Raw genomic sequence first — 26028 nt, forward strand, 5'->3', positions numbered from 1 at the left:
GGAGGATCGGATCATGGCTTACAAACGTCACGTCGCCCGTCTGCCGATCATTCCGGCCGACGCCAAGAAACAAAACGTCACCTGCCACTACTGCATCGTTGGCTGCGGCTACCATGCCTACACCTGGCCGGCCAACAAGCAGGGCGGCACAGAAGCCGCTTCGAACGCTTTCGGGGTCGACCTGTCCCAGCAGCAGCCTGCCGAGACCGATGCCTGGTATGCGCCCTCGATGTACAACATCGTCAAGCAGGACGGGCAGGACGTGCACATCGTCCTCAAGCCCGATTCCGAGTGTGTGGTGAACTCTGGCCTCGGCTCGGTTCGCGGCGCCCGCATGGGCGAACTACGCTATTCAACCGCCCGCGGCTCCCAGCAGCAGCGGTTGACCAGCCCGATGGTCTGGCGCTACGGGCAAATGCAGCCAACCTCGTGGGATGACGCTCTGGACCTTGTGGCGCGGGTCACGGCGGCTGTCATCAAGGACCAGGGCGAAGACGGGTTGTTCGTCTCCGTGTTCGATCATGGCGGCTCGGCCGGCGGCTATGAAAACACCTGGGGCACGGGCAAGCTCTACTTCGGCGCGATGAAAATCAAGAACATCCGGATTCACAACCGGCCGGCCTATAACTCTGAAGTCCATGCCACGCGCGATATGGGCGTCGGCGAGCTCAACAACTGCTACGAGGACGCCGAGCTGGCAGATACCATCGTCTCGGTCGGCAACAATCCGCTCGAAACCCAGACTAACTATTTCCTCAACCATTGGATTCCGAATCTGCGTGGAACGTCCGTGGACAAGAAGAAAGCGCAGTTGCCGGGCGAGCCCCATGCCAACGCGCGCATCATCTTCGTCGACCCGCGTCGCACGGTTTCGATCAACGCGGCCGAGGCCGAGGCCGGCAAAGACAACGTCATGCACCTGGCCATCAACTCCGGCACGGACATGGTGCTGTTCAACGCCTGGCTGACCGAGATCGCCGCCAAGGGCTGGGTCGACAAGGCCTTCATCGACGCATCCACCAAGGATTTCGATAAGACTGTCGACGCCAACAAGACCTCTCTCGAAGATGCGGCGAAGATCACCGGTCTGACCGTCGACCAGATAAAGCAGTCGGCAGCGTGGATTGCCGAGCCCAAGGAAGGCAAGCGCCGGCGCACGATGATCGCCTACGAAAAGGGCCTGATCTGGGGCAACGACAACTACCGCACCAATGCGGCGCTGGTGAACGTGGCGTTGGCAACCGGCAACGTCGGCCGCGAGGGCGGTGGCTGCGTGCGCATGGGTGGCCACCAGGAGGGCTATGTACGTCCCTCCGACGCCCATGTCGGCAAGCCGGCCGCTTACGTCGACAAGCTGCTCATCGAAGGCAAGGGCGGTGTTCACCACATCTGGGCCTGCGATCACTACAAGACCACCCTGAACGCCCACCAGTTCAACATGGTCTACAAGAAGCGTACCGACATCGTGAAGGACGCTATGAACGCGGTGCCTTATGGCGATCGCGACGCAATGGTGAAGGCGATCACCGACGCGATCAAGGCTGGTGGGCTTTTCTCCGTCGACGTCGACATCATCCCATCGAAGATCGGTGCGGCCAGCCACGTTTGGTTGCCGGCGGCCGAGTCCGGCGAGATGAACCTCACCTCGATGAACGGTGAGCGCAGGATGCGGCTGGTCGAGCGCTACATGGACCCACCCGGCACCGCCAAACCGGATTGCCTCATCGCTGCAGGCATCGCCCAGAACATGGAGAGAGTTATCCGTGCGTCGGGGAATGCCAAATATGCCGACCAGTTCAAGGGGTTCGACTGGAAGACCGAGGAAGACGCGTTCATGGACGGCTATCACTTGAACGCCAAGGGAGGCGAAAACGTCACCTATGAGCGCCTCCGTGCCATGGGCAACAATGGCTTCCAGGAGCCGTCGACCGCCTTCGAAGGTGGCAAGATCGTCGGCACCAAGCGGCTCTATACTGATGGCAAGTTCGGAACGAAGGACGGCAAGGCGACCTTCATGGAGGCCGCTTGGCGCGGCCTGCAGGCCCCGGGCAAGGAGGAGCAGAAGAAAAACAACAAGTTCCTCATCAACAACGGACGCGCCAACCTCGTCTGGCAGAACGCTTTCCTCGACCAGGACAGCGAATTTGTAATGGACCGCTGGCCCTACCCGTTCATTCAGATCAGTCCCGACGATATGAAGGAGCTTGGCCTGAACAACGGCGACCTCGTCGAGGTCTACAATGAAAGCGGCTCGACCCAGGCCATGGCGTATCCGACGCCAACCGCCAAGAAAGGCGAGACCTTCATGCTGTTTGGGTTCCCGACCGGCGTGGTGGGGAACGCCATCAATGCGGGCACCAACGAGCTGATCCTGCCGAATTACAAACAGACGTGGGCCAACATCCGGAAGATCTCGGATGCTCCTGAAGGTGTGAAGCATCTCTCCTTCAAATCCACGGAATATCAGGCGGGCTAAGCCCAACGGATTTCTGCCGCGAGCCGCGCTGCTCGCGGCAGCTGTCATGTCGTTATTCTTACGGAAAACGGAGAGTTCCCGCGTGAAATATCTTTTCGTCGGCGCCACCATGGTTTTGGCGCTCCTGCCACCGGTCGCCCGAGCCCAGGATATCGAAGCCGGCAAGGTGGTCTTCAAAAAATGCGCCGCCTGTCACAACGCCGATACCGACGCCAATAAAGTCGGGCCAACCTTGAAGGGCGTCGTCGGGCGGACGGCCGGGACTGCCCCAGGCTATTCGTATTCAAAAGCCATGAAGGATGCCGGTGCCGCAGGCTTGGTCTGGGATGAGCCGAACCTGACGGAATATCTGGCCAACCCCAAGGCGAAAGTGCCAACGAACAAAATGGGGTTCCCTGGCCTCAAGAATCCCGACGACATCAAGAACGTCATCGCCTATCTCAAGAGTGTATCTGGCTAGAAACCTTACGCCGTTGCGTTTCGTGACAAACGCGAGGGAGGAGCGATCGTGTTTCATGCCGCCAAGGCTGTTCTACAAGCCGACTGCTCCGCAGGGGAGCGCGGTAAAGCCATTCCATTCGAAGCTGCGGTGGCGAGAGCCGTGGCACTCGCCCAGCCTGTCCGTTACCGGGAACACCTCTCCCTGGCCGTGTCATTGGGACGAGTCTGTGCGGTGGCCGTTCAATCTCCGATGGCCCTTCCGCCTTTCGACAATTCCGCCATGGACGGGTTTGCCGTGCGTACGGCGGATTTCGATGGCGACGGTCCCTGGACGTTCCGAGTGGCCGGCCGGGTTGTCGCCGGCGACGTGCGCGCGCATGACCAGCTGGACCCGCGAACGGCGCTGCGGATCTTTACCGGGGCTCCCGTTCCTCCGGGCTTTGACGCGGTGGTCATGCAAGAGCACTGCGAACTTACTGGTGACAACGTGACGGTGTTTGAGCGCCCTCGTGCGAGCCGACACATTCGCCGGGCCGGCGAGGACGTCAGCGTTGAATCCGAGCTTGTGAGGCGCGGCAAGGCTCTGTCTGCACGAGACTTGACGTTGCTGGCCGCCGTAGGAATAGCTGACGTCGAGGTGCTTCGAAAGGTGCGCGTGGGACTGCTGTCGACGGGTTCCGAATTGAAGGAACCCGGCAAACCTCTCGCTCATGGCCAGATCTATAATTCCAACAGGATCATGCTGCGATCGTTACTGGCTGCCTGCCCTTGGGCCGAAATCGTCGATTTTGGCATGGTGCCGGACAGCCCGGATCTTCTCGCCGACGTTGTCGCGCGGGCGGTCGCCTCCTGTGACGCGCTGGTGACCACCGGAGGGGTCTCAGCGGGCGAAGAGGATCACATGGTCGCCGCCGCCCTGCATCACGGCGCCAGCCTCGAGGTCCTCAAGGTGGCGATGCGACCAGGAAAGCCGGTGAAAGTCGGTAAGATCAAGAACATGCTTTTTGCCGGGTTACCCGGCAATCCCAATGCGGCGATGGTCACATTCCGACAGATCGTCCTGCCTGCCTTGCGCAAGCTTGCAGGTCTCGCCGAGATCCAGCCACAATGGTTTTCTGCGGTGGCTGGCTTCACCTGTAAGAAACGACAGGGCCGGACCGAATTTGCGCCTGTCCGCATATCCGGGCGCACCGAAACCGGGGAACCGGTGCTCGAGTTGCTCGAACGTGGATCCTCTGCCAACTTGATGGCGCTTGCGCTGGCGGATGGCCTTGCCCTCTTGCCGGCTGAAGCTGCCGAGATCACTGACAGCATGCCCCTGCGCTACGAGCCGTTTGGGAGTTAGCGCGGCTCCTCACCAGCGCTCGAGCCTTTGACGCCGCAAACCTGATCAACTGACTTGCCTATTGTCATCCGGCTGTCATATGTTGGAGTTACCTACCCTTAATTCCGGATTTATAGATACATGGATAAAAAGTTAGCTCTCCTCGCTTTGGCGGCGCTCGGCCAGGACACCCGGCTCGAGGTCTTCCGCCTGCTCGTTCAAGCGGGCGCCGAGGGCGTGCCCGCCGGCGAGATCGCTTCGCGCCTTGATACCGTGCAGAACACGATGTCGGCGCATCTGAAGGTTCTTGACCACGCTGGCCTGGTCCGCGCCGAGCGCGACGGCCGTACCATCCGCTACGTCGCCGACATGACCGGGTTCCGCGACCTGCTCGCCTATCTCATGGAAGATTGCTGCAACGGGGCTCCGGAACTCTGTCAGCCCGTGATCCAGGCGGTGACCTGTAAATGCTAGAAGGGAGGCTTACGCCATGAGCGAGCCATATAACGTTCTTTTCCTCTGCACCGGCAACTCGGCCCGGTCAATCATCGCGGAAGCGATCCTGAACCGTGTCGGTGCCGGCAAGTTCAAGGCCTATTCGGCCGGGTCGCACCCCAAGGGGGAGGTCAACCCAAAAACACTCCAGCTTCTGAAGAACTTGAATTACGACACGTCCTTTGCTCGCTCGAAAGACTGGGAAGAATTCGCGGTTTCCGGCGCGCCGCAAATGGATTTCGTCTTCACCGTCTGCGACAACGCCGCCAATGAATCATGCCCGGTCTGGCCGGGACAGCCGATGACGGCCCATTGGGGCGTGCCTGATCCGGCTGACGTGGAAGGCACCGACGCCGAAAAGCACCTGGCCTTCGCCGAGGCCTATCGCATGCTCAACAACCGCATTTCGATCTTTATCAGCCTGCCCATGAACGTGGTTGACAAGCTGGCGCTGCAGAAGCGGCTCGATGAAATCGGTCGCAACCTTCCGAAGGTTGGTTAGGCGCCATGGTCGACCTTTCCCGTCGCATCGTCGCAGAGGCTCTCGGCACGGCGATGCTTGTCGCGACTGTGGTCGGTTCTGGCATCATGGCCGACCACCTGACGCACGATACCGCGCTGGCGCTGCTGGGGAACACCATTCCTACAGGCGCCATCCTGGTGGTGCTGATCACGATCCTCGGACCGATCTCCGGGGCTCACTTCAATCCAGCGGTGACGCTGGTCTTCGCTTTGCGGCGGGAGATCGAAACACATACGGCGGTGGCATATGTCCTGGCACAAATAGTCGGCGGCATTGCCGGCACGCTCCTGGCGCACGCCATGTTCGAATTGCCGGTGCTGCAGGTATCCCAACACGTGCGGACCGGCAATGGCCAATGGGTCGCTGAAATTGTCGCCACCTTTGGCCTAGTCTTCACCATTCTTGCCGGCTTGCGCGCCCGCCCGGACTCGATCCCATGGCTGGTCGGGCTGTACATCACCGCCGCCTACTGGTTCACCGCCTCAACCTCCTTCGCCAACCCGGCCGTCGCGATTGCCCGTGCGTTGTCCAACACCTTTGCCGGGATCCGTCCAACGGACCTGCCCGGGTTCATCGTCGCCGAATTATTGGGAGCAATCATCGCCACGGCCCTGGCTGGATGGCTGCTCGCCACCCCTAAACCCGTCACGTCCTTGAAAGCAGCAGAATGACCGTCACCATCTACCACAACCCCGACTGCGGCACCTCGCGCAATACGCTCGCCATGATCCGGCAGTCTGGCGAAAACCCGGAAGTCATCGAGTATCTGAAAAACCCACCATCACGGGAAAAGCTCATTGAGCTGATCGCTGCGATGGGCAAGAAGCCCCGCGATTTGCTACGCGAGAAGGGCACGCCCTATGCAGAACTCGGCCTCGGCGATCCCAAGTGGACCGACGATGAGATCCTTGATTTCATGCTGGCGCATCCGATCCTGATCAACCGGCCGATCGTGGTCACCCCCCGCGGTGTCGTTCTCGCCCGGCCCTCGGAAGCGGTTCTCGACATCCTGCCCAATCCGCATATCGGCCCCTTCGTCAAAGAGGATGGCGAAGTCGTCGTCGATACTAAGGGCACGCGCATTGCCTGAACAGAACCAGGTGGCCGAAGACGCGTTGCCCAACGTCAACGGCGAGCAGTTGCGGCCGATCGACATGCAGGCCTTGCTGGACGCGCCGCGCTCCATTCACAAGCCCCGCATCCTGATGCTTTACGGATCGCTGCGGGAGCGCTCCTATTCCCGCCTCGTTACCGAGGAAGCGGCCCGCATCCTGCGCCGACTTGGTGCCGAGGTGCGCATCTACAGCCCTGCGGGCCTTCCGCTGCCTGATTCAACGACTGCGGATCATCCCAAGGTCCAGGAGCTTCGGGAGCTCTCCATCTGGTCGGAAGGTCAGGTCTGGTGCTCGCCAGAGCGCCATGGCTCGATGTCCGGCATCATGAAGGCCCAGATTGACTGGCTGCCGCTGTCCACGGGCGGCGTCAGGACGACACAGGGCCGCACGCTCGCCGTGATGCAGGTGTCGGGCGGCTCGCAGAGCTTCAACGCGGTCAACCAGCTGCGCATTCTCGGCCGCTGGATGCGCATGGTCACCATCCCCAACCAGTCGTCGGTGGCCAAGGCCTTCGCCGAGTTCGACGAAGCCGGCCGGATGAAGCCCTCGCCCTACTACCACCGGATCGTTGACGTGATGGAGGAGCTGATGAAATTCACGCTCCTTCTGCGCGACCGTTCCGCCTACCTTACGGACCGCTATTCGGAGCGCGTCGAAAGCGCGGAAGAAGTCGCCAAGCGAGTCAACCAGCGGTCGATCTGAGACGCCTTCCTGACGCAGACAGGACGGCGGCCGCGACGCGGCAGGGCGACTATGGGCATCTCCGACCGAAGGCGTCCATCACCTGCGGTCTGCCGGGGAGTACGGATGGCAACTGAACGTCCCTGCAGTTTCGGCGACCGGGCGAGGCGGCAATGAGACCTTGGGATGTCGCCTTGGCGACGCTGCCTCCTGCGCTGTGGGCAATCGCCTACACGATCGCCAAGCCTGCCATGCAAACCTTCCCTCCCATGTTCCTGATGGCGATCATCTACGCGGTCACGGCATTGGCGCTGTATCGGCCATCGGTCGGGCGAAATACCCCGCTGTGGGCGCTGATCGCTGCCGCAACGCTCGGCGGGAGCCTGCAAAGCGCGCTTATATTCTGCGGCATTTCCCTCGTCCCCTCGACCATGGCGGTCCTGACCGTCCAGTCCCAGGTTCCTTTCGCCGTCCTGGCGGCCTGGGCGATCGGCCAGGAGCGGATGAACGGTCGCCGGCTCGGCGGGATCGCGCTCTCGCTCGCGGGTGTGGCGCTCGTCGTCGGCATGCCGGCATCGGTAGGTGAATTCAGGGGCCTGCTCCTGATCGTTCTGGGCACGCTCTGTTGGGGCGTCGCACAAGGGATCATTCGGGCCACGTCAACGGATTCGGGCCGTCAACTCATGGGAATGATGTCGGCCATTGCGGCCCCTCAGCTGCTGGCGATGTCATTTCTTCTCGAAACCGGGCAGCGCCAGTCACTGTCCAGTGCAGGCCTCTACGACTGGACGGGCGTTGCGGTGCTGGCCCTCGGAGGCTTCGTGGCAGCCTATTCGATTTGGTATGGCCTGCTTCGCCGATATCGCATCGACCAGGTCGCCCCGTTCGCGCTGTTGATGCCGGTCACCGGCGTCCTCATCGCGTTCCTCTTCCTGAATGAACGCCCATCACCAGCCGTGCTGGCCGGAGGGGCGGTAATCCTGATCGGCCTCGGCCTGGTCGTCCGCGCGCCGACCAAAACCGATTTGCAGGCCGCCTAGGCAGGCAGTTCTATTTCCACATTGTTCGAAATTGTCTTGACGGCATGAGCGGCCGGGGTTATTTCTATTTCTATGAAACTCGAACAAGCAGCATCGCAACTCGAAGCGCTCGGAAACCCGACCCGCCTCCAGCTTTATCGCATCTTGGTTAGGGCAGGGGACGACGGACTTCCGGTCGGCAGTGTCCAAGAGAAACTCGAGATCCCGTCCTCGACGCTTTCGCATCACCTCAAGCGGCTGGTCGATACGGGACTTGTCACCCAGGAACGTCAGGCGACAACGCTGATCTGCCGCGCCAATTACCCGGGTATGAACGCCTTGATTGGCTATTTGGCTGATGAGTGCTGTGCCGACGCCAAATGTGCGCCGGCGACCAGCAAAGCCGTCGCCTGATTTTTTTGCCTAAATAATTCGAAGATACTGGAAGGATCGAACAAATGAACGACATCGCAGATCTCCCGGTGGCAGTCATCGGCGCAGGCCCTGTGGGCCTCGCCGCCGCAGCTCAACTGATCAGGCGTGGTCTCAAGGTGAAGGTCTACGAGGCCGGCTCGCAAGCAGGCTCAAATCTCATGGATTGGGGCCATGTGCGTGTCTTCACGCCTTGGCGTTATTGCGTCGATGCGGTCGCCCGCCAGCTGCTCGAAAGCCATGGTTGGGACATGCCCGAGATCGAGGCATTTCCCACGGCAGATGAGATCGTGGGCCAATATATTGCCCCACTCGCAAAGCTTCCGGAACTGGCCCCTTCCATCGAAACCAGTGCCCGCGTCCTCGCGGTGTCCCGCTGGGGCGCCGACAAGGTCGTCAGCAAGGGCCGTGACCAGAGGCCCTTCATGCTAATGATAAAAACTGCCGACGGCACGCGCAGGGATACGGCCCGCGCTGTCATCGACGCGTCAGGCACATGGCAAACACCGAACCCGCTTGGCGCAGGCGGCTTGTCCGCTGAAGGCGAAAGCGAGTTAGGCGACCGGATCGCCTACGGCATACCCGATGTCCTCGGTCGGGACCGCCACCTCTATGCAGGCCGCACGACTCTTGTGGCAGGCGCCGGTCATTCCGCTGCCAATGCTTTGCTGGAACTGGCCAAGCTGTCAGAAAGCGCCCCAGCCACCTCTGCAATCTGGACGACACGCAGCACCGACCTGGTGCGGATCTACGGTGGCGGCGATGCTGACGCGTTGCCGGCACGCGGTGAACTCGGCTCCGAAGTAAGGGACCTCGCCGAGAGCGGCCGCGTTCGGCTTGTTACCGGCTTCGCCACGACAGCCATCCGTGAGGTTGACGGCCGCCTGCTGGTGGACGGGCAAACCAAAGATGGTGTTCTGACCATCGGTCCCGTCGACAGGATTATCGCGGCCACCGGCCAGCGACCGGACCTCGCACTGACCCGGGAGTTGCGGCTTGATCTGGATCCATGGCTCGAAAGCGTGAAAGCCCTTGGCCCGCTCATCGATCCCAACGAGCATTCTTGCGGGGATGTGCCCCCGCATGGCCATCGCGAGCTTAGCCATCCGGAACCGGGGTTCTATACGGTCGGAATCAAGAGCTATGGCCGCGCACCGACATTCCTGCTGCTGACCGGCTACGAACAGGTCCGCTCCGTCGCTGCGGCGATCGCCGGCGACCTGGCCGCTGCCGATGCCGTGCACCTGGTGCTGCCGGAGACCGGCGTTTGCACGGTGCCGGCGTCGTTCTCCGGGACGTCTACCAAGGGCTGCTGCGGTGGTCCTGCGCCCGCGGCGGTTGACGCCTGTTGTGTTGCGGATGCCCAAGCGAAGGAGAGTGGTAAAGCTGGCTGCGGCTGCAGCGCTGCAGCATGACCGCATCGCCGCCCTCGGCCGATGTTGCTGTGCGAAGTCGGCGCACGATTATTACGACGCTTGGCGTGACGCAGATCATGGCGTGGGGATCATCGTACTATCTCCCGGCAGTTATTGCGCCGGCGGTCGTAGCTGACACGGGCTGGCCTCTGGCCTGGGTAGTAGGGGGCCTGTCTCTCGGATTGCTCACGGCGGGAGTTATCTCGCCGCATGTCGGATTTTCGATCGAACGGCATGGTGGCCGCAACGTTCTGGCCTTCAGCGCGGGATGCATCGGGCTTGGCCAGATCGGACTCGCGGTCGCGCCCAATCTGGCCGCGTATGTCGTCTCGTGGTTAGTTATCGGCCTCGGCATGGGGGCAGGGCTCTACGACGCTGCCTTCGGCACCCTAGGCCGGCTCTACGGCCAGGGGGCGCGGTCTGCCATTACGACGCTGACCTTGTTCGGGGGCTTTGCGAGCACGATCTGCTGGCCAATCTCGGCTTTCTTGCTGGGAGAGATCGGATGGCGTGGCACGTGCCTGGCCTACGCCGCTGTTCAGCTCTGCATGGCCTTACCGCTTTACCTTGTGATCTTGCCTCGCGGCCTGCCTCAACCGGCTGCTAAGGCCGCATCGGGTGGGGCCGTGACGCCTGCCCTGCAAACTGGCTCCAATCTCCCGATCATGGTCGTGCTTGCCGCCACCCTGACCCTTGCCGCCGTGATCTCTTCGACCCTGTCGGTGCATCTGTTGACGATCCTGCAGAAGGGCGGCATGACCCTTGCGGCGGCGGTGGGGCTTGGAGCCCTCGTCGGTCCCTCCCAGGTGGCTGCGCGGACGATCGAGATGGTCATCGCACGCTTTCATCACCCGATTTGGACTAAGTTCGCCTCGGTGACCTTCGTTGCGATTGGCGTTTCGGCGCTCTCGCTCGGCATACCGATTATCCCGCTGGCACTCGCTTTCTACGGCGCCGGCATCGGCCTCGAATCGATCGCGCGTGGAACGCTACCGCTCGCGATGTTCGGCTCTAACGGCTACGCCAAGCTGATGGGTCGCCTTGCCATGCCGAGCCTGATTGCCCAAGCGGCAGCGCCGTCCGTTGGCGCATTGCTGCTGCAACGCTTTGGCGCCTACGGCACGCTGGCGACCCTCTCCGGCCTGGCACTGTTCAACGTCGCCTTGGCATGCTCATTAGGATGGCTGGTGTTCACCCGGGGGAATGTCCAGGTGCAGCCGCAATCAAGTGCGACCGATTTAACATAACGGATATTATGCGACATTAAGATAATGATATCATTATGCAAAAGCGAGTTCCATAACCTTCGTTTCACAATTTTGAAGAGAACTGCCGACTGAGGCGCGGAAGTTTGCTTTGACTTCGCAACTTGAGCCGTTGTGGCTGGCGCATCAAAAATGCGGCCTGCAAGGGTTGGGCAGGAGACGCTTTGTCGGCGATCGCGTGGCTAATCGACTAGATCAGGCAAGGCTTCTTCGACGATGCTAAGATTTCGATCGAAAGTCTCGGTGTCGGATGCGTCGGCGCGCAGAGCACGCACCTTGTTCAGGATCGCCGCAACAGCCGCTTCTTTCTCGGGCGGTATGCGTGTGGTCACCGCTTTGGCCGACAACGCGGAGAAATCGATGGCGGCATAAGCTGGTTCAGCGTCTGTCGATTTCAGCCGTTCTTTTACGGGTGCGCGCCTGCTTGGCGGAGCTATACGGCCCGCCTTTGCGGCAAATGTCGCGCCGCGCCGCAGGCGGGTCTGCAAGAGGCCTGAGCGGTACGCGGGTGCTGTCGGCACAATCGTCGGGAGCGCAGGAGAGGGAACCGCCGCGGAAGCGTCCGATGCAGGATTTTTCGTGCGCGAAGCGTCGGTAGAGGCGGGCAGGGGCAGGAACGCGTGTTTGGCGAGCTGGCCGTCGGCGAAATACAAATTGCGGGTGCCGAGGATAGGCAGTTCCCCACGCGGCAATATGATGACCTTGTTCTTGTCGAGCGTACGGATTTCGTCTGGCCGCATCAGGGGCCGCCGCACTTCCTTGCGGTGCTCCGAGCGCGTGTAATAAGTGTCGAACAACGTTGCCTTGGTGCGCGTCACGTCCTTTTGCACGTCCGACGTTTCGCCGAGCTGCTCGGAAACGTAGCGCAGATCGTCGGCGTCCTGCGCACCGAAAAAAATCTGCACGCGAGCAGCGTTGATGAGCGTCTTGCGCCCTTCCTGGCGATAGATCTCGTCGACTGCCTTCAGCGACTGCACGAAGAACCACATGGAAACGCCGTTGCCGCCAAGCACGCTCGCCATTTCGGTCACGTTCTCGAGCTTGCCGAGGTTCTGGAACTCGTCGAGCAGCACAAGCACTGGATGCTCGCCAGGCTGCGGCAGACTTTCCGACATGAAATTCATCATCTGCGTAATCAGGACGTTGAACAACGGTCCAAGCGACGTAATCTGCTCGCGCCGCACGTCGAGATAGAGAGAAATCCGGTCGCGCTTAAGTTTGCGAATATCGAACGTGCTGCGCGAGGTAGCTCGCATCAGGCGCTCGTTGAGAAAGGGAGCCATGCCGGTCCGGACGCCGGCGTAGATTCCGGAAAACTGACGCTCGGACATTTCGAAATATGGCAGCAGGGTCTGTAGCGTGAAATGCGAACATTCGCGGCGGCGTTCCTCGCGCAGCGAGCCGATGAATTCGAGGAGCGGTTGCTCGGCGCCGTTCATGATCTCGAGGATTGTGGCAAAGGTCTTCTTCTCGTTTCGGATCGCAGGCGATTCCATGACGAAGGACGCGATGCCGGTAAAAAGGAGGCGGGCGTCGTTAACCCAGTAGGGATCCGCGTTCGAAGGGGGGCGCGGAAATAGTGCCGCTGCGATGTTGCGAAGGTCGATGTCGCGCTGAGCTGAGTCCAGGGAGATGAAGTCCATCGGATTGTAGCGTGCGGTATTGCCGTCGGGATCAGCTGGCGCGAAACGAAACACGCGGCTCATGGTCGAACGGTAACCAGCGGTCGCCGCATAGGTCTCGCCCCGCAGATCGAGAACCACGAGCGAATGCGGCCAGGTCAAGGCGTTCGGGATGATGAGAGACGTCCCTTTACCGGAGCGCGGTGGCCCTATGACGAAGCCTCCGACATCATCGCCATCAATCCACAATTTCTTGCCGCCGATCAGCTTGCGCTGGGTCAACCGGATCTTGCCGGAGCGCTGATCGCGGCCGGGCGACAGGATTTCGGCAAGCCTGCCGCCGGCTCGACCGACGAAGACCCCGCCCACTTTCGTCAGCCCGGTTTTCGATACGTCGCTCATCGTCATGAAGCGAGAGTCATTGCGCTTTCTCGGGCGCATGAGAAACAGACTGACCAGGGGTGCAAGAAACCCTAATGCGCCCGCTGCAATGGCGTATTGGACCCGGCCAAAATTCCTCGCCATCGTGTCGCCCCAGGCCTGACGAACGACCGGCAATGGATTGGCGTTCAGCTGGTCGAACAGGACGTGGGAGCCGGTCCGGTACCAATCAGTCGCGGTATAGGCGACCGTGAAGAGCAGGACACCCAGGGCCATTGCCATGAGCATCATGAAAATTGCTGTTGCGACTTTCTGCATAGGTGTCCCCGCTAGATTGTCTCCGCCTTGGTGAACTTGATCTCGCTGATGCCGCGCCGGCCGCCTTCGGTACGGACCATCTGGACGACCACCGGAATGACCTCGCGCAGGTAGTCGAGGATTTCGCTCCGTGAGAGGCCCGAGCTGCCCTGCATGACCATGAGCGCCAGCCGCTCGTAGGCGGAGCGGGCGGAATTGGCATGAACGGTGGTGAGCGAACCAGGATGGCCGGTGTTGATCGCCTGGAGAAAAGCGAAGGTTTCGGCGCCGCGTAACTCGCCCAACAACAAACGGTCGGGTCGCATGCGAAGCGAGGCTTCGAGAAGCTGTTGCGCGGAGACTTTGGCAAGGCCCTGGTCGCCCTTCGAGGCTATCAGCGTGACGTTGTTGGGAGCCGGCAGCCTCAGTTCGCGGGTGTCTTCGATCGTGATGATCCGTTCATGAGGCGGGATCTCCTTCAGGAGTGCATTCAAGAACGTCGTCTTGCCGGTCGACGTGCCGCCTGAAACGACGATAGAAACGCGGTTGCGCACCGCATACTGCAGGAAGTCCATCGGCGACGTGTCGTGCAGCATTTCGACGAGTCGCTTTTCCTCGGTTGATAGCGCCAGGCCGCTGCCCATCGCCGTGTTTTCGAAGGCGCCGAGATCGTTGTAGGCTTCAAGGCTCATATCCATGATGACCTGCTTGCGGATCGAGATCGCCCCGCCTTCGGGAGCCGCGGGCGGCAAGATGCATTGGATGCGCTCGCCTGAGGGTAGTGCTGCCGACAGGACCGGTTTTTCTTCGTTGATGACCTGATTTGTCGCAGAGGCGACACCCGTCGAGATGTTGCGGATCCAGCCGGGCGTGACTTCGCGCTTGACGACGTGCTCCATTTCCTTGGCGCCGAGGCGTTCGATGAACAATTCACCTGGCCTGTTGATCGCAATCTCGGAAACCGAGTCTTCGTTCAAATAGGACCATATTGGCTCCAGATGCGCGCGCAGGACCGGGGCTCTTGCCCAAGGGTCGGGGAGGGGATGCAGGGCGTTCATTTCACCGGGCTCCCATAGCCGCGATAAAAATGATCCTTTGGCGTCGTGTAAAGAGGCGTCGGATCGATCGCTGCCTTCGGCCGCCCACCTGCCCTCATTCGTGCAACTTCTTCCTGAACCGGATCGGCGTACAAATCCGAGAAATCCAGATCTCGCCGCACCAGCACGACAATCGATGTGCCCTGGTCGACATAGACTGTCGGGCCAATGTTCTGCGTGTCGCGAAACGCCTCCTGCGCGAGTTGCTGCAAGGCGGTCGATGACTTGTCGAACGCGATGCCGCGGGCGTCGCGCTGCGAGCCGCTGCCACCATAAGTCACGGTCGTCGTCTCACCGGTTACGGGATCGATCGTCGACACCTGGCGCTGTTGTCCATCCTGGCCGCTATCGCCAAGCGAGGACAGATATTCAGAGACGCCGCCAACCACGGAAAGCATTATGGCGTTACCGTACCGTTCAACCCAGTGCGTATCGACACGGCCGCCCATGCCGCCGCGGCCGAGCGCGTCTGCGCCAGGCGATTTGATATCGACGGAAATGCCGTCCGAGCGGATGACCCTGCTCCAGACGATGAAAACACGCTTCTGACCACGCGCAAGCCCTGAGCGGTATTCCCCGGTCAACCGCCCCAATTCCTCGGGATCACAAGTGAACGGGTTTGGAGAGCCGCTCTTCGGCTGTTGCACCAGCTTGGACGACTGCGATGCCTGAACATTCTGCAACGATAGAAGTTGGGCCAGCAACGTCGTAAAATCCCCCGCCTGGGCGAGGTACTGGTTGGTGACATCGGCGTTGATCCCACGAGCCGACGAGTTCACCTCCCAGGCGTCCTTGTATTCGGTCACCTGGCCAACGTTGCCCGCCAGCGCGTCGATTGCCGCGCCGTTGGCGCCGATCTGCGATGAGCTTGCATCAAGGCCGCCAGCCGCCTTCCTCACCGTGCCCATGGCCGCGTCCTGAGCCGTGCCGCCTGCGCCGTCGGCCGTTACGATCGAGAATGGCGGCGGCGCGGCGGCGGGAGCCTTGCCGCTCGATACATAGTCGTTGAAGTAGCTGTTCCAGCGGCCGACGCCGCCGGCCCATTGGTTCTGCTCGCCTGCGTTCGATCCGTTGTAGAAGGAAGCGAGACAGCTGTAGTTCGTCGCCCCGCATTGCTTCACGCCCATTCCGAGGTATTTGACGCCGCCTTCGACATTTTGCTCGTTCACGTCGCGGTCAAGTCCCATGGACTTGCCGGTGCCCTTGGTCAGCTGCATGACGCCTTTGACGCCGGTGTGGCTCCCGGCGCATGTGTCGAAGCGCGATTCCTGATAGGCAACGGACAGCGCCAGACCTTCGGGCACGCCGTACTTTTGCGCATAATAGCGGATCATCTTCACGTTACCCGCGTCGCGTTGCAACGCTTCGGCCGGCGATCGGCGAAACATCTGTGATCGATATTTGTTCGAATAGGTGCAGACGACGCTTTTCTTCTTGTCGGTTTCGTCCTTCTTGGCCTCATCCGACTTCGTGCTCTGCTGCTCGTCCTCTTGCCGCTTGTCGAGGTTCGGCCCGTCGATGACCGCGATCTGAGCGACAGCCACGGACGTGCTTCCCACTGTCGCGAGAGCCACGGCCAGACAAAAGCTGCTAAGCCGCTTCGTCATGCTCGTTCTCCCATCCGCAGAAGTACGGCAGCCACATCTGCGGCTCATCGCCGAAGGTCTCCCGGAGCCGCGCGCATTCCTTGCTGTTGGTTTCGTTCGAGGACAAGACCTTGATGAGATCGGGCATCGCCGACAAATCGAGCTTGGCTACGATCGAGTCGCTGTCGTGCTTGACAAGGAAGGTGCGTGTTTCCTTCGCGGTGCGGCGCACGAATTCGAATTCCTTCGCTGTCAACGAGAAGCGCTCCATGTAGGAGTCCTTGCTCGCCTTCGGGTTGGGGAAGAAAATGTTGGTCTTCGTTTGCTCGATCAATGACGACGAGATGGAGGAATTGACGACGTCTTCCGCGGTCTGCGTGCCGAAGCCGACCACGCCGTTGCGGCGACGAATGGTCTTCAGCGTCTCATTGATGAAAGCGGCGAACACCTCGTCATCCAGCAACTTCCAACCTTCATCGAGGAACAGCATGATCGGCGATCCTGCGCATCGCCGTGACACGATCTTCGATGGCGAAACTCTGCGTCAGGACAAACTCATGGGGTAGGCGCAAGAGACCGTCCAATGACCCCGGAGCGGTGAACGGCGGGTATTCCTTGATTGACACCATGGCGCCGAGCTTGCCTGTGTCCGGCCCGCGAAGTTCCAGCGCCGACTTGCCGAAAAACAGCTGCCGCGTCGCCAGCACATCACCAAGGCTCATGCGCGGCAAAGGCATTTCCACATCGACACCGCCGGCGAGGATCTTCGCCAAGAATTCCGCCGGCTCGGAGAAGAAGCTGTCGCGGCGCTTTACGACGCCGAGAAGACGCGCACCATAAGCCGTGAAATCCTTGACCATGCCGTCAAGGATGTCATGCAGTTCGGCTATTGCCTCTTCGCGGGTTTCTTCGCCGGCAGTGCTGATGCGGAATGCATTGAGCGCCTTGTCCACCCATCCGACCCGGCCGACCATCGGACGGCGTATGACCGTCAGATACGCCTCGTTGACGAAAAGGTTTTTCGACCCAAGCTCATCCATGTAGCGGGCGTCGAGCTCGGCCACGAAAGGATTGTCAAAGTCGCCTTCGATCTCCGGCGTCACGTGGCGGCGGATGATTGTTGTGTAGACCGCAAATCGAGAGGTCGAAAGGTTGCGGAACGTCGTGTTGCGGTTGAACATTCGGCTGTTCAACTCGGCCTGGTCCATCGTCTGGAACGGCAGGCCGCTGAGCTGGATGGCGCCGACCAGAAAGCCGCTCTTCGTCACGATCAGATTGTCATCGACATGGCGAAGGTAGGGGATGTGCATCGCAGCCGGCTTTTCGCGGCGGCGCTCACGGCCAAATTTCAGGTCTGCATTGAGGCTCATGGCGAATAGCTCCTCGCCCCCCAGAAAGTGAGGTTCGCCACCGCTCCGCGTTTGGAGACGCGCCGCTCGAAAATATGAAAGATGTAGGGATCGCGCTGGCACAGATAGGCACTGACCAGATGCACCACGCCGAACACGCCAAGACCGAGCATGAAGCTGCTCGTGGCGATAAAGCCGATCACCGCTAGGATGCCATTCAGTGCAAAAACTTCATAGCGCACGCCCCATTTCATCGGCGGGCGTGTCAGTGGCAGGCTGACCGGCTCGACATAGACTTCCTCGTCGTCCATGGCTCAGCTGCCTCCCGCGGTCGCGCGAACTGCGTCCACCAGCTGGGCAGCGCCGAAGATAAGAGCGATGCCGATGATGATGGAAAAAGCCATCATCCACGCCAGCCGCCCCGTCATGGCGAGGAAGCCGAGAAAACAGACCGCGATGATAGCGAATGAGCGCGCTATGTTGCCCTGCAGAACGCCGACGAACCACTCCAGCACGTTTTCGACTGGTGCCGCCGACTGGGCGTATGCGGTCGCTGGCGCCAGCGCTATTCCGACCGCCGAGGCCAAGGCCAGTTTCAGGGCAAATTTGCCTGCTTTCCTGTATTCCACCCTTGGCTCCTTTCAGTTGCCGAAATCCATGACATGACCATCCTGCCAGGCGTCCTCGCTTGCTGGCGGAGCGGCCGCGAGCATTTCGGATTTGGTCAGGATGGGCTTCTTCGCGACACCGCCGAACTTCCAGCGGTTGAGTATTTTCACGATGTATTCCGCGGTCTCCGGATTCACCGGAATGCCCTGCGCCTTGTAGACGCTGTTGGGCCCGGCGTTATATGCCGCCAGCATCAGCAGCGGATCCTGGAACTCGTCATAGAGTGACTTCAGATAGCGCAAGCCAGCCCGAACATTTGCCTGCGTATCGCAACGGTCGCTCACGCCGAGATCGGCCGCCGTCCCCGGCATCAACTGCATGATCCCAAGGGCTCCGGCCTTGGACGGACCCTGATTGGCGCCGAGATCGCTTTCAGCCCATGCGATCGCCTCGGCCAGATCGGCGTCGAAGCCTTCGTCCAGCGCGACTGAACGCACAAGTTCGGCGACTTCAGTACGGTTTCCGGTCTTGCACGCCCCAGGCCTCTGCGCCCCGACTGAGGTAAGGGCTTGCGCCGGCATTGCAAAGGCGACCGCGACGCGGTCTGATGCCAGATCCCGGCCGTGCGCTTCCAAGGGCATTGTAGCGGCACACAGGGTGAGCAGAAGAGCTGTTCGAGTGTTCATACTGTCGCCAAAATTTAACACTTTACTATGGCTACACGCAGCCCTAGTAAAGTGTCAACACCATATGCACCGCAGGGACGGATTTCGATGAAACAGATTGCCCTTTGCACGGCTTTGCTGCTCCAGGGCACCGCGGCTTATGCTGGCGGCGCCGACGCTCCAAATGCCTTCGCGCAGCCGTCGGAACACTACCTGCTCCAGTTTGCCAAGCCGGGCGAGAAGGTGTTCGTCTATGAGCGCTACGATGCGAAAGGCGCGCTCTTTCAGCGCGACGCGGCGACCCTCAGTTCGCCGGTTAAGGCGTCGTCGGCGACCGAGCGCGTCATCAACGGCGTGGCCTATCGACTGCGCGGCCTCGCGGCCTGCCCAAAGCCAAAGATTACCTACAAGACACAGGCGTGGGACTGCACGAAGGCCGCGCAGGACTATGAAGAAGGAATCTACAACCATCGTGCTTCTGTCGTGCTTTGCAAAACGCTTGTGCTGCAGAGCAGGAAGGGGGAACCCGACGCCGTGTCGTGTTTTTCTCTCGTGGGTGCGGGCAATACAAACGACCCGTACAACGTCGCCTACGACGATGACGAAATGGTTTTCTTCGGCATGGCCGCAATCGGCCGCAACAAGGACGGCAAGTCGCTGCGCCCCGATCTGGAGCACTCCGCCGACCTCGGTGGACAGTTCCAGGAATGAAACAGGCGCGCTTTGCAGTGCTGGCCGCTTTTGGTTTGTGCGCATCGGCACAGGCCCAGGATGCATCCGAATCTACTGCGCAATCGCCCTTCGCGGTATCGAAATCGGCTCAACTGCTGACTGGAGATACCTGGCGTGACGGCGACCATCTTTTCCGCCTCTATGGCGTGCAGTCATGTCTGCGCGGCACGTCGGCTGAACAGCCAAATGGGAACAAACTCGATTGCGGGAACATCTCGCTGGCGCATCTGGCAGCACTGTTCGATAGCGCGGCGGTGACATGCCAGCCAATCGGCTACGCCCTCGACAAGGCGGCCTTTGTCGTCTGCGGTGCGCAGCTGAACAGCGACACAATCGACGTCGGCACCGCGCTCATAGCGACCGGATACGCGTTTGCCGCAACGACAGCAAAGGGCAAAGCCGTCAACGAGAACTACCTCGTCGCGGAAATCAACGCTAAGATGAAACGTGCAGGTTTGTGGGCCACGACGTTTCAGCACCCTGTTCAGCTGCTGCTAAATAAGCGATCGGAGAGATAAGAATGAAGCACGACGATGAGGCGCACAAATATTACTATCCCGTGGAAGGACGCACCGACGGCGCAATCGGCGATGCTATCGCATTCATCGCGATCATCTTGGTGCCGGCGGGAATCTACGTGGCCTGGAATACCGTGGCCTCATGGATTTCGGCGCTCTTCTCTTAGGCCTGCAGTTTCGCGAAAGAACCGAGCAACGCGCGAAAATCGTCAACATCAACCTCGCACCAGTCGTGAGCCGTCAGCCGTTGAAAGTAAGCAGCTTTCATTTTCATTTCCGCGATAGTGGCTACTGGAGCAATGGCAGCACGCCTTCGCACCGCGGCCTCCTCCGCCATGACCGCGTCCAGTCTCTGACCCAGCACGATCGCGTCCGTACCCTCTGCCTCCATCGCTCGCTTGCCGATACATTCAAGCTCAGCGATGCTCTGACGATGTTTCGCAATCAGTTTTGCGAGGCCTTCAGCCGGTTCCATCTGTCGGTTGCTGGAGACCAGTTGAATAGGCATCGTCCTGCTCCTGGCGTACATCGGTCAGACACAGATACCTTGGGAGGTGAGGAAAAATAGGGATGGGACCATCCCTTTTTTGAAGCGACCAATTCTGAAAGACAGGGCGGGGGGCGCCTGCGTAGAAGGACTGGCTTTCAATGTTTCGTGCCCTGGTGGTCGAAGACCAGACGCTTATGCGTCTGGCTCTGATGAATGAAGTGCAAGCGAGCTTCGAAAAATGCGTCGTCCTGGGCGCGGAAACGCTGAACATCGCGGCCGTAGAACTTCAAAACAGCCATTTCGATCTTGTCGTTATCGATCCTGGCTTGCCCGGTTTTGATCCCACCTCACAAGGCGATCGCGTTGCTGTGGTCGACAGGATCATCGAGGCTTCGCCCAGTGCAATCCATATTGTCGTCACCGGTTCCGACAACCGTTGCGAGGCAGATGGTTTCCGGCAAATTGGCGCCGCCGCCTATCTCGGCAAGACCGGCCTTGCGCCCGGCGTGTTCAGCGACGTGCTAGACGATATTTCCACCAAGGGTTTCTCCTTGCGCCTGTCGCGGGCCGTCATGACCAAACCCGATTACCGCTTTTCCGTGCTTACACCGCGCGAACATGAGGCCATCGACATGATGGCGCATCGCGCACCCGGCGTGAAACGCAAGGAGATCTTTTCGCTCATGGCCGATCGGCTCGCCATTGATGCCGGCTCGGCCGAGAAATACTACAAGCAGGCTCGCGCCAAGCTCATGAGGCAAGGTCATACGCTCCCACAGGGGCTATAATCGCGATGGCCTCTCTAACCGTACATGGGATCAAGGTCCCCGTCGAACCGCGGGATGTTTCGCCGGTTATCTGGCGAGCGCTTCAAAGCCAGAGCTACGAAGCGAAGGAAGCGCGGTGGATCTTCAGGGCGGTCAAGGCGCGCGATCGCGTACTGGAGCTAGGGTCCGGTATTGGCATCATCACCGCACTGATCGCGAAAATCCCCGGCGTTCAGGTGTGGGCTTTTGAAGCAAATCCCGCAACAGCGGAACTAGCCAAGCGCGTGATAGCTGCCAACGATCTCGACAATGTCACATATTCCCAGGGTATTCTTACAGCCGGCCCGCCGCGGTCCTTCACCTTCTACGTTCGCCGCGACCTTTGGATGTCTTCCACGGAAAAAGACCAGGGACCATATGAGCGCGAACTTTCGATCGTATCGGCTGACGTCGATCGTTTCATCGCCGATCATCGAATAAATGCTCTCGTCATGGACATTGAAGGCGCTGAGAAAGAACTTCTGCAGGACGCCGAGCTGCCCGGCGTCGAGCGCATCTTTCTTGAGCTGCACGACCATCTCTATGGCCTTGACGGCGTCCGCAACATCACGCTTGCGCTTGCAAAAAAGGGATTTGCCTACGATCCGCGGGGCTCCCGAGGACCTTGCGTACTCTTCGCCAAGAACGATGGACCCCGCGAATACGAGGATGTGGAAGATGTTGCGTAATGCTCTCGCCGTCATATTTGCCCTGGCCCTTCCGCTCGCTAGTGCGGCCGAGGAAATCCCGCTCGATCCCAACGAAGTGTCGGTTCAAGACGCCAGCGGCAAAACCATCGCCGTTTTTTCGATAAAGCAGCTGCAGGCGGAGTTTCCGCAACAGACCTATGACACGCGTACACCCTGGACGAGCGAGGGCGAGAAAATCGGGTATCGTGGGCCACTGCTTGCAAACGTACTTGCCAAGGCTGGAATCACCGTCGCGCGGGAGGTGAAAGTTGTCGCCTATGACAACTTCGTTTCCGATATTCGCATGGACGAAATCCGGTCTTATAACCCGATCCTCGCGGTCGACCGTCGCTGCAACGAGAACGACAAGGCCGGTTCGCTTTGCCCGCCGGGCCAGGACTTCCGCCCGATCAGCATGGTTGAGAAAGGCCCCATCTTCATTGTTTGGCCCTTCGACCAATTGCCCGCTTCATATGTTCCCGCAAGAAACTCGATCTGGGTGTTTTTCCCGGTCATCCTGCGCGCCACGCAATGAAGTTCTTCAACGGCCGTTTGCTCAATGTTCTGCCGTATCTCGGCATGGCTGCAGCGCTTGGGCTGAGTGCGTGGACATTCATCCAATCGGATCGCTACCGTCAGGAGACGGATGCCATCCTCAATCAGACTTTCGAAATTCAGTGGCGCGCGGCACAGATTCGTGAGCGCCTTATACGGGTCTATGGCTATCTTCGCATTGCCGACGAGACGGGTAAGCTTGATGCCGACATCGACCGGCAAATGGCACTGGTGAGCGTCAACGTCGCGCAATTGGAAAACTTACCCTATCTGAACCGCTTTTTTCCCGATCATGACGCCGAGCTCCTGGGCGGGATTCGCCTCACCCTCGAACAGAAGATCGCCCCCCTTGTATCGGCGCGCAGAAACTACACTCAAGCCATTGCCGACATGGCCAAGCTGGAACAGTCAATTTATGAGATCTCCAGCTCCACCGTTGATCACAGCGCCACCTTGCAGCAGACCGCCAGCATCGACATTGCCGCCTCGCGCAACTGGTTCATCTTCGCCATCGCGCTTGGCCTCGGTGCCACCTTCTATCTGGTTATCCATCAGCGCTATGCTCTGGCCAATCGGCGCGACCAGCATATGCGCTCGTTCGCGTCGCTCTTTGCGCATACGACCCGATCGCGTGTTACAGCCCTGAGGCTGTTCCTCGAACATGCACAGCCAGACAAGCAGCCGAGCAGCGAAATGCTTGAGGCTGCGCGCAGTGCCGCGACGGAACTGGAATCGATCACTAACAGCGTGCTCCAAATCGCCTATGCGCCACAAGATTCAAGCACCGTGCCGCTCGGCCGACTGCTAGAAGACATAATGGGAGAGCGCAGCGGTTTGGTGCAAGTCAGGATCGATTCCAAGGCCCGTTCGCACCCCGTGCCGTCGGCGCCATTCGGATTGGTGGTGAACGAGTTGATCGAAAACGCTCTGGCCGCTTCGGCGGACGTCAAAGACGCCCGAGTTCTTGCCTCTGCAACAGTCAAGCGACACCCGTTCCTCCCTCGCACCTATCTAGTCCTTGAAGTGGCCGACAAGGGCTCAGGCATGCCGCCTACGATCGCTGCAAAAGCGACCAACCCTTTCTTTTCAACGCGAGCCGGAAATCATACGGGCCTAGGCCTGACCGCATGTTCTCAGATGGTCTCGACGCTGAACGGAAAGCTCATTATCAAAAGCGCTCATGGTATCGGCACCACCGTGCAGGTTAGAATTCCCCTGGCCTCCGCCGAAGCCAGTTTTTGGCGATCGTTTCGCAAGTATGGGCGAACGAAGGAGCACTCGTTGGGCGGCTAGCTAGGTGTCAGTTCTGGCGGGATCTTTTCGGAAAAGAGGAAGGTCGCTGGATCAAGTTTCAACGCCTTGGCGATCGCGGCAATCGTGTCCACGCTGACGTTGCCACTCGCCCGTTCCAGTTTCGTGAAGGTCGCCTCCGCCACACCGATAAGTTCGGCCATCTCATAGCGGTGCAAAGTACGTCGTTGCCGCTCAAAATCGATGATGTGCGCCAGCCGCTTGCGGATCGCATTGTCGTCCAAGCGATGCGCCCATTCCGGAACTTTCTTACCGCCCGCGAGCAATCCTGCAAAAGACACTTCCAAGCCGTTTGCCATGATCTGCAGCGTCGTCAATGTGACATTATTTTTCTGACGCACAGTCTGAATGTAGGTTCGATAGGCCAGTTTTTCGCCCTCGGCGGTCCGAAATAGTTCGGCCATGTGCATATGGGATAGGCCGCGTCTGGCTCTTTCCCGCTCAAGTGTCAGTGCAATGTTGGCGCGCAACGGGTTGTTGACCACGCCTCCGTCGTCTCGTTTCATAAATCGATGTAGTCGCACAAACCTGCCTTTTCGACCTGTCCTTTTTCGCGCGGATCATCCATAGTAAACTGTCAAATCTGCAGCGAGGAAAAGGCTATGACCATACTCAAATTCCTACTAGGGGGTGCTGTCGCCATCGCGGGCGCCGCAGCTCTTCCATCCCAATCAAAAGCGTCGGAATGGGGCTGTCAGGTCCTCCTATGTCTTTCCGGCGACTGGCAAGGCACTCCCTCGTGCCACCCGCCAATTTACAAGTTGATTGCGGCGATGGAAGCCCTGGGTTTTAATTGGCCGACCTGTCCGCAAGCCAACTCCAGCGCGGCGAGATTTGAGAAGTATGAGGATTGCCCGCCTGGCTGGCAAGCAGGTGGCGGCAACGACTCCGATCGACCCGGAATGGGGCAGGATCGCAACATCTGCCGCATCGCGGCCGGCAGGCTCACGCTGCCCGTCACTTTCATGAATAGTCGCCTCGGCCGCAATCATGACAACGGATCCCGACAGGCCCAGATCGAAATCAACGGCAAGTTGGTGACGGCAGAAATCCAGACCACGGGCAACGACAGAGGGCATTCCCTTGGGAGTGGCTCCACATACCTCACCATCTCTCGGCCGATCCGAGAAAAGCCCTGGTTTATCGAGTATGACGACGCGAACGGCATACGCCAGAAAAGCTGGTTCAATCTCAACATGCCTTAAGCCAAGCAATCGAGCAGGACAACGCACTATGAGGGTCACAATTCACGGAGGTTTGTAGTGTTCAAGGTGCTTCTCCTGTCCACTGTGATTTTGAACACAGGCGCTATGTTGACGGCGGCTGGTCAGAACGACAAGCCGCGATCAAACGTGGACAATCCTATGTGGCCCGCTTCATTAAAATGGGACTGCAAGACCGCTGCCAAGATCGTGTGCGAGCGTGATGGCAGTTGCTCGGTGGCTGAGGACCACACTGGATTCGTGCTGAACTACGGCAGCAACGAAGCTGAGTTTCCGGCTAGCAATGTCAGGATCAAACGCCACTATCAACAGACCGTACAGGGGAGCCCTTTGCAGCAGGAAGTTAAAGTTGAATTGGCCGACAATCGCGTTCTTTGGCTGACGGCAGTGGATGCCAGCCGCACTTATTCGCAAGCGTGGGTCGGCGCACTGAGCGAGTTGAAGGGTGGTGCGGTACTCATGGAATCCGAGGGCGTCTATTGCATGCCGCACAAGTGAGTGCGTCGAGAGGGGAGGCGAGCGAAGGCCGATCTGGTCTGACTTGGGACGCCGGCCCCGGCGGGTCAGAAGAGTTCAGAGTCTTCAGCTCAGTTTCAATCAGGCGGTGGGGTGATGTTAATTAACATCGATCTGTCGAATCGAGACTTAGAGTAAGTCTTACTGTTGAACACTGATCCTGTATTCTCGATTGTAAATGAACAAGACTTGCAGTACGCAGTCATGTATACGATGAAACATTAGAAAACCGTTATCGTTTACTGGCGAAAGTCGCATAATCTATCTTATGGAACTTAGAGGCAGTTCCACATCTGTTGCAGTTTGGTTTCTGTGCGATCGAAACATCCGCTCCCTTTTTTCCGGAAGGAAACTGCTTCGTCAATGCCAATCTCTGCGTTGAATGAGGTGTTTGCG

Annotated in this window: 29 protein-coding genes and 1 pseudogene; 21 read left to right on the forward strand and 9 right to left on the reverse strand. The window is 59.8% G+C overall.

Annotated elements, in window-relative coordinates; all coding sequences use genetic code 11:
- Positions 1-13 precede the first annotated feature (13 nt).
- The 12 genes from J0I79_RS16735 to J0I79_RS16790 all read left to right on the forward strand — a co-directional run bounded on the left by J0I79_RS16735 (position 14) and on the right by J0I79_RS16790 (position 11168).
- Positions 14-2476, forward strand: coding sequence for an arsenate reductase (azurin) large subunit (locus tag J0I79_RS16735; RefSeq protein ID WP_292860791.1), 2463 nt, complete (start codon positions 14-16; stop codon positions 2474-2476).
- A gap of 109 nt (positions 2477-2585) precedes the next feature.
- On the forward strand, positions 2586-2936 hold the full coding sequence (locus tag J0I79_RS16740; RefSeq protein WP_292860871.1) for a cytochrome c family protein: 351 nt from the start codon (positions 2586-2588) through the stop codon (positions 2934-2936).
- Between the two features lie 48 nt (positions 2937-2984).
- The gene (gene glp / locus J0I79_RS16745; protein ID WP_292860794.1) at positions 2985-4262 is read left to right on the forward strand and encodes a gephyrin-like molybdotransferase Glp; all 1278 of its coding nucleotides are present in this window, start codon (positions 2985-2987) and stop codon (positions 4260-4262) included.
- A 120-nt stretch (positions 4263-4382) separates the two neighbouring features.
- Positions 4383-4715, forward strand: a complete 333-nt coding sequence (locus J0I79_RS16750) for a metalloregulator ArsR/SmtB family transcription factor (protein WP_172350226.1) — start codon at positions 4383-4385, stop codon at positions 4713-4715.
- Between the two features lie 16 nt (positions 4716-4731).
- Entirely contained in the window at positions 4732-5238 is a 507-nt protein-coding gene (locus J0I79_RS16755; protein WP_292860802.1) for an arsenate reductase ArsC, read from the forward strand.
- A 5-nt stretch (positions 5239-5243) separates the two neighbouring features.
- Complete coding sequence (locus tag J0I79_RS16760; protein WP_292860805.1) at positions 5244-5930, forward strand: MIP/aquaporin family protein; 687 nt, start codon at positions 5244-5246, stop codon at positions 5928-5930.
- Entirely contained in the window at positions 5927-6349 is a 423-nt protein-coding gene (gene arsC / locus J0I79_RS16765; RefSeq protein ID WP_292860808.1) for an arsenate reductase (glutaredoxin), read from the forward strand. The genes J0I79_RS16760 and arsC overlap by 4 nt, the downstream gene beginning before the upstream one ends.
- A 25-nt stretch (positions 6350-6374) precedes the next feature.
- Positions 6375-7076, forward strand: coding sequence for an arsenical resistance protein ArsH (gene arsH, locus J0I79_RS16770; RefSeq protein WP_366014596.1), 702 nt, complete (start codon positions 6375-6377; stop codon positions 7074-7076).
- A gap of 173 nt (positions 7077-7249) precedes the next feature.
- Positions 7250-8095, forward strand: a complete 846-nt coding sequence (locus J0I79_RS16775) for a DMT family transporter (protein ID WP_292860814.1) — start codon at positions 7250-7252, stop codon at positions 8093-8095.
- 72 nt (positions 8096-8167) lie between these two features.
- On the forward strand, positions 8168-8488 hold the full coding sequence (locus J0I79_RS16780) for a metalloregulator ArsR/SmtB family transcription factor (RefSeq protein WP_292860817.1): 321 nt from the start codon (positions 8168-8170) through the stop codon (positions 8486-8488).
- A 44-nt stretch (positions 8489-8532) separates the two neighbouring features.
- Positions 8533-9921, forward strand: a complete 1389-nt coding sequence (locus tag J0I79_RS16785) for an NAD(P)/FAD-dependent oxidoreductase (protein ID WP_292860820.1) — start codon at positions 8533-8535, stop codon at positions 9919-9921.
- Complete coding sequence (locus J0I79_RS16790; protein ID WP_292860823.1) at positions 9918-11168, forward strand: MFS transporter; 1251 nt, start codon at positions 9918-9920, stop codon at positions 11166-11168. The genes J0I79_RS16785 and J0I79_RS16790 overlap by 4 nt, the downstream gene beginning before the upstream one ends.
- 200 nt (positions 11169-11368) lie before the next feature.
- On the opposite strand, the gene J0I79_RS16795 is transcribed toward J0I79_RS16790, so the two are convergent.
- The 7 genes and pseudogenes from J0I79_RS16795 to J0I79_RS16825 all read right to left on the reverse strand — a co-directional run bounded on the left by J0I79_RS16795 (position 11369) and on the right by J0I79_RS16825 (position 18813).
- Positions 11369-13507, reverse strand: coding sequence for a type IV secretory system conjugative DNA transfer family protein (locus J0I79_RS16795; RefSeq protein ID WP_292860826.1), 2139 nt, complete (start codon positions 13505-13507; stop codon positions 11369-11371).
- A gap of 11 nt (positions 13508-13518) precedes the next feature.
- Positions 13519-14544: a P-type DNA transfer ATPase VirB11 gene (virB11, locus tag J0I79_RS16800; RefSeq protein ID WP_292860829.1), complete on the reverse strand. Its 1026-nt coding sequence runs from the start codon at positions 14542-14544 to the stop codon at positions 13519-13521.
- Positions 14541-16190, reverse strand: a complete 1650-nt coding sequence (locus J0I79_RS16805; protein WP_292860832.1) for a TrbI/VirB10 family protein — start codon at positions 16188-16190, stop codon at positions 14541-14543. Before J0I79_RS16805 ends, virB11 begins: the two co-directional genes overlap by 4 nt.
- Positions 16174-17539, reverse strand: a pseudogene (locus tag J0I79_RS16810) (hypothetical protein). Before J0I79_RS16810 ends, J0I79_RS16805 begins: the two are co-directional and overlap by 17 nt.
- Positions 17536-17829: a VirB3 family type IV secretion system protein gene (locus J0I79_RS16815; protein WP_006339854.1), complete on the reverse strand. Its 294-nt coding sequence runs from the start codon at positions 17827-17829 to the stop codon at positions 17536-17538. The pseudogene J0I79_RS16810 and the gene J0I79_RS16815 overlap by 4 nt, the downstream one beginning before the upstream one ends.
- Positions 17830-17832: 3 nt before the next feature.
- Complete coding sequence (locus tag J0I79_RS16820; protein ID WP_023720448.1) at positions 17833-18147, reverse strand: TrbC/VirB2 family protein; 315 nt, start codon at positions 18145-18147, stop codon at positions 17833-17835.
- A 12-nt stretch (positions 18148-18159) separates the two neighbouring features.
- On the reverse strand, positions 18160-18813 hold the full coding sequence (locus J0I79_RS16825) for a lytic transglycosylase domain-containing protein (RefSeq protein WP_292860838.1): 654 nt from the start codon (positions 18811-18813) through the stop codon (positions 18160-18162).
- An 87-nt stretch (positions 18814-18900) separates the two neighbouring features.
- Here J0I79_RS16825 and J0I79_RS16830 point away from each other — a divergent pair, with 87 nt between their 5' ends.
- From J0I79_RS16830 to J0I79_RS16840, 3 genes are read left to right on the forward strand one after another with little or no spacing between them, the layout of a single operon-like run.
- On the forward strand, positions 18901-19503 hold the full coding sequence (locus J0I79_RS16830; protein WP_292860841.1) for a hypothetical protein: 603 nt from the start codon (positions 18901-18903) through the stop codon (positions 19501-19503).
- On the forward strand, positions 19500-20042 hold the full coding sequence (locus J0I79_RS16835) for a thermonuclease family protein (RefSeq protein WP_292860844.1): 543 nt from the start codon (positions 19500-19502) through the stop codon (positions 20040-20042). The genes J0I79_RS16830 and J0I79_RS16835 overlap by 4 nt, the downstream gene beginning before the upstream one ends.
- Before the next feature lie 2 nt (positions 20043-20044).
- Positions 20045-20209: a hypothetical protein gene (locus J0I79_RS16840; RefSeq protein WP_171026564.1), complete on the forward strand. Its 165-nt coding sequence runs from the start codon at positions 20045-20047 to the stop codon at positions 20207-20209.
- Here the strand turns inward: J0I79_RS16840 and J0I79_RS16845 are convergent.
- Entirely contained in the window at positions 20206-20550 is a 345-nt protein-coding gene (locus J0I79_RS16845) for a hypothetical protein (protein WP_292860848.1), read from the reverse strand. The two genes, J0I79_RS16840 and J0I79_RS16845, sit on opposite strands and share 4 nt — an antisense overlap.
- 140 nt (positions 20551-20690) lie before the next feature.
- On the opposite strand from J0I79_RS16845, the gene J0I79_RS16850 reads away from it, so the two are divergent.
- Genes J0I79_RS16850 through J0I79_RS16865 form a run of 4 tightly spaced genes read left to right on the forward strand, consistent with a single transcriptional unit; the run spans position 20691 to position 23875 of the window.
- The gene (locus tag J0I79_RS16850; RefSeq protein ID WP_292860851.1) at positions 20691-21320 is read left to right on the forward strand and encodes a DNA-binding response regulator; all 630 of its coding nucleotides are present in this window, start codon (positions 20691-20693) and stop codon (positions 21318-21320) included.
- 5 nt (positions 21321-21325) lie between these two features.
- Positions 21326-22027: an FkbM family methyltransferase gene (locus tag J0I79_RS16855; RefSeq protein WP_292860854.1), complete on the forward strand. Its 702-nt coding sequence runs from the start codon at positions 21326-21328 to the stop codon at positions 22025-22027.
- A complete protein-coding gene (locus tag J0I79_RS16860; protein WP_292860857.1) occupies positions 22017-22562 on the forward strand; it encodes a hypothetical protein in 546 nt (181 codons plus the stop codon). Before J0I79_RS16855 ends, J0I79_RS16860 begins: the two co-directional genes overlap by 11 nt.
- Complete coding sequence (locus J0I79_RS16865; RefSeq protein WP_292860859.1) at positions 22559-23875, forward strand: HAMP domain-containing sensor histidine kinase; 1317 nt, start codon at positions 22559-22561, stop codon at positions 23873-23875. Before J0I79_RS16860 ends, J0I79_RS16865 begins: the two co-directional genes overlap by 4 nt.
- Here the strand turns inward: J0I79_RS16865 and J0I79_RS16870 are convergent.
- Positions 23872-24378: a helix-turn-helix transcriptional regulator gene (locus J0I79_RS16870; protein WP_292860862.1), complete on the reverse strand. Its 507-nt coding sequence runs from the start codon at positions 24376-24378 to the stop codon at positions 23872-23874. The two genes, J0I79_RS16865 and J0I79_RS16870, sit on opposite strands and share 4 nt — an antisense overlap.
- A 117-nt stretch (positions 24379-24495) precedes the next feature.
- On the opposite strand from J0I79_RS16870, the gene J0I79_RS16875 reads away from it, so the two are divergent.
- Together J0I79_RS16875 and J0I79_RS16880 are read left to right on the forward strand one after the other, a co-directional pair.
- Entirely contained in the window at positions 24496-25098 is a 603-nt protein-coding gene (locus J0I79_RS16875; RefSeq protein WP_292860865.1) for a hypothetical protein, read from the forward strand.
- 57 nt (positions 25099-25155) lie between these two features.
- Complete coding sequence (locus J0I79_RS16880) at positions 25156-25614, forward strand: hypothetical protein (protein ID WP_292860868.1); 459 nt, start codon at positions 25156-25158, stop codon at positions 25612-25614.
- Positions 25615-26028: the final 414 nt, after the last annotated feature.

The sequence above is a fragment of the Mesorhizobium sp. genome, from assembly GCF_017306585.1.
Taxonomy (GTDB): domain Bacteria; phylum Pseudomonadota; class Alphaproteobacteria; order Rhizobiales; family Rhizobiaceae; genus Mesorhizobium.

What these genes read in the sequence shown, in the direction of transcription:
- J0I79_RS16875 (WP_292860865.1), top strand. Translation starts at nt 24,496, where the DNA reads ATGACCATACTCAAATTCCTACTAGGGGGTGCTGTCGCCATCGCGGGC.
- J0I79_RS16825 (WP_292860838.1), bottom strand. Translation starts at nt 18,813, where the DNA reads ATGAACACTCGAACAGCTCTTCTGCTCACCCTGTGTGCCGCTACAATG.
- J0I79_RS16855 (WP_292860854.1), top strand. Translation starts at nt 21,326, where the DNA reads ATGGCCTCTCTAACCGTACATGGGATCAAGGTCCCCGTCGAACCGCGG.
- J0I79_RS16795 (WP_292860826.1), bottom strand. Translation starts at nt 13,507, where the DNA reads ATGCAGAAAGTCGCAACAGCAATTTTCATGATGCTCATGGCAATGGCC.
- J0I79_RS16865 (WP_292860859.1), top strand. Translation starts at nt 22,559, where the DNA reads ATGAAGTTCTTCAACGGCCGTTTGCTCAATGTTCTGCCGTATCTCGGC.
- J0I79_RS16760 (WP_292860805.1), top strand. Translation starts at nt 5,244, where the DNA reads ATGGTCGACCTTTCCCGTCGCATCGTCGCAGAGGCTCTCGGCACGGCG.
- J0I79_RS16750 (WP_172350226.1), top strand. Translation starts at nt 4,383, where the DNA reads ATGGATAAAAAGTTAGCTCTCCTCGCTTTGGCGGCGCTCGGCCAGGAC.
- J0I79_RS16790 (WP_292860823.1), top strand. Translation starts at nt 9,918, where the DNA reads ATGACCGCATCGCCGCCCTCGGCCGATGTTGCTGTGCGAAGTCGGCGC.
- J0I79_RS16780 (WP_292860817.1), top strand. Translation starts at nt 8,168, where the DNA reads ATGAAACTCGAACAAGCAGCATCGCAACTCGAAGCGCTCGGAAACCCG.
- J0I79_RS16735 (WP_292860791.1), top strand. Translation starts at nt 14, where the DNA reads ATGGCTTACAAACGTCACGTCGCCCGTCTGCCGATCATTCCGGCCGAC.
- J0I79_RS16785 (WP_292860820.1), top strand. Translation starts at nt 8,533, where the DNA reads ATGAACGACATCGCAGATCTCCCGGTGGCAGTCATCGGCGCAGGCCCT.
- J0I79_RS16850 (WP_292860851.1), top strand. Translation starts at nt 20,691, where the DNA reads ATGTTTCGTGCCCTGGTGGTCGAAGACCAGACGCTTATGCGTCTGGCT.
- J0I79_RS16840 (WP_171026564.1), top strand. Translation starts at nt 20,045, where the DNA reads ATGAAGCACGACGATGAGGCGCACAAATATTACTATCCCGTGGAAGGA.
- J0I79_RS16755 (WP_292860802.1), top strand. Translation starts at nt 4,732, where the DNA reads ATGAGCGAGCCATATAACGTTCTTTTCCTCTGCACCGGCAACTCGGCC.
- J0I79_RS16835 (WP_292860844.1), top strand. Translation starts at nt 19,500, where the DNA reads ATGAAACAGGCGCGCTTTGCAGTGCTGGCCGCTTTTGGTTTGTGCGCA.
- virB11 (WP_292860829.1), bottom strand. Translation starts at nt 14,544, where the DNA reads ATGAACGCCCTGCATCCCCTCCCCGACCCTTGGGCAAGAGCCCCGGTC.
- J0I79_RS16830 (WP_292860841.1), top strand. Translation starts at nt 18,901, where the DNA reads ATGAAACAGATTGCCCTTTGCACGGCTTTGCTGCTCCAGGGCACCGCG.
- J0I79_RS16815 (WP_006339854.1), bottom strand. Translation starts at nt 17,829, where the DNA reads ATGGACGACGAGGAAGTCTATGTCGAGCCGGTCAGCCTGCCACTGACA.
- arsC (WP_292860808.1), top strand. Translation starts at nt 5,927, where the DNA reads ATGACCGTCACCATCTACCACAACCCCGACTGCGGCACCTCGCGCAAT.
- J0I79_RS16740 (WP_292860871.1), top strand. Translation starts at nt 2,586, where the DNA reads ATGGTTTTGGCGCTCCTGCCACCGGTCGCCCGAGCCCAGGATATCGAA.
- J0I79_RS16805 (WP_292860832.1), bottom strand. Translation starts at nt 16,190, where the DNA reads ATGACGAAGCGGCTTAGCAGCTTTTGTCTGGCCGTGGCTCTCGCGACA.
- J0I79_RS16860 (WP_292860857.1), top strand. Translation starts at nt 22,017, where the DNA reads ATGTTGCGTAATGCTCTCGCCGTCATATTTGCCCTGGCCCTTCCGCTC.
- J0I79_RS16845 (WP_292860848.1), bottom strand. Translation starts at nt 20,550, where the DNA reads ATGCCTATTCAACTGGTCTCCAGCAACCGACAGATGGAACCGGCTGAA.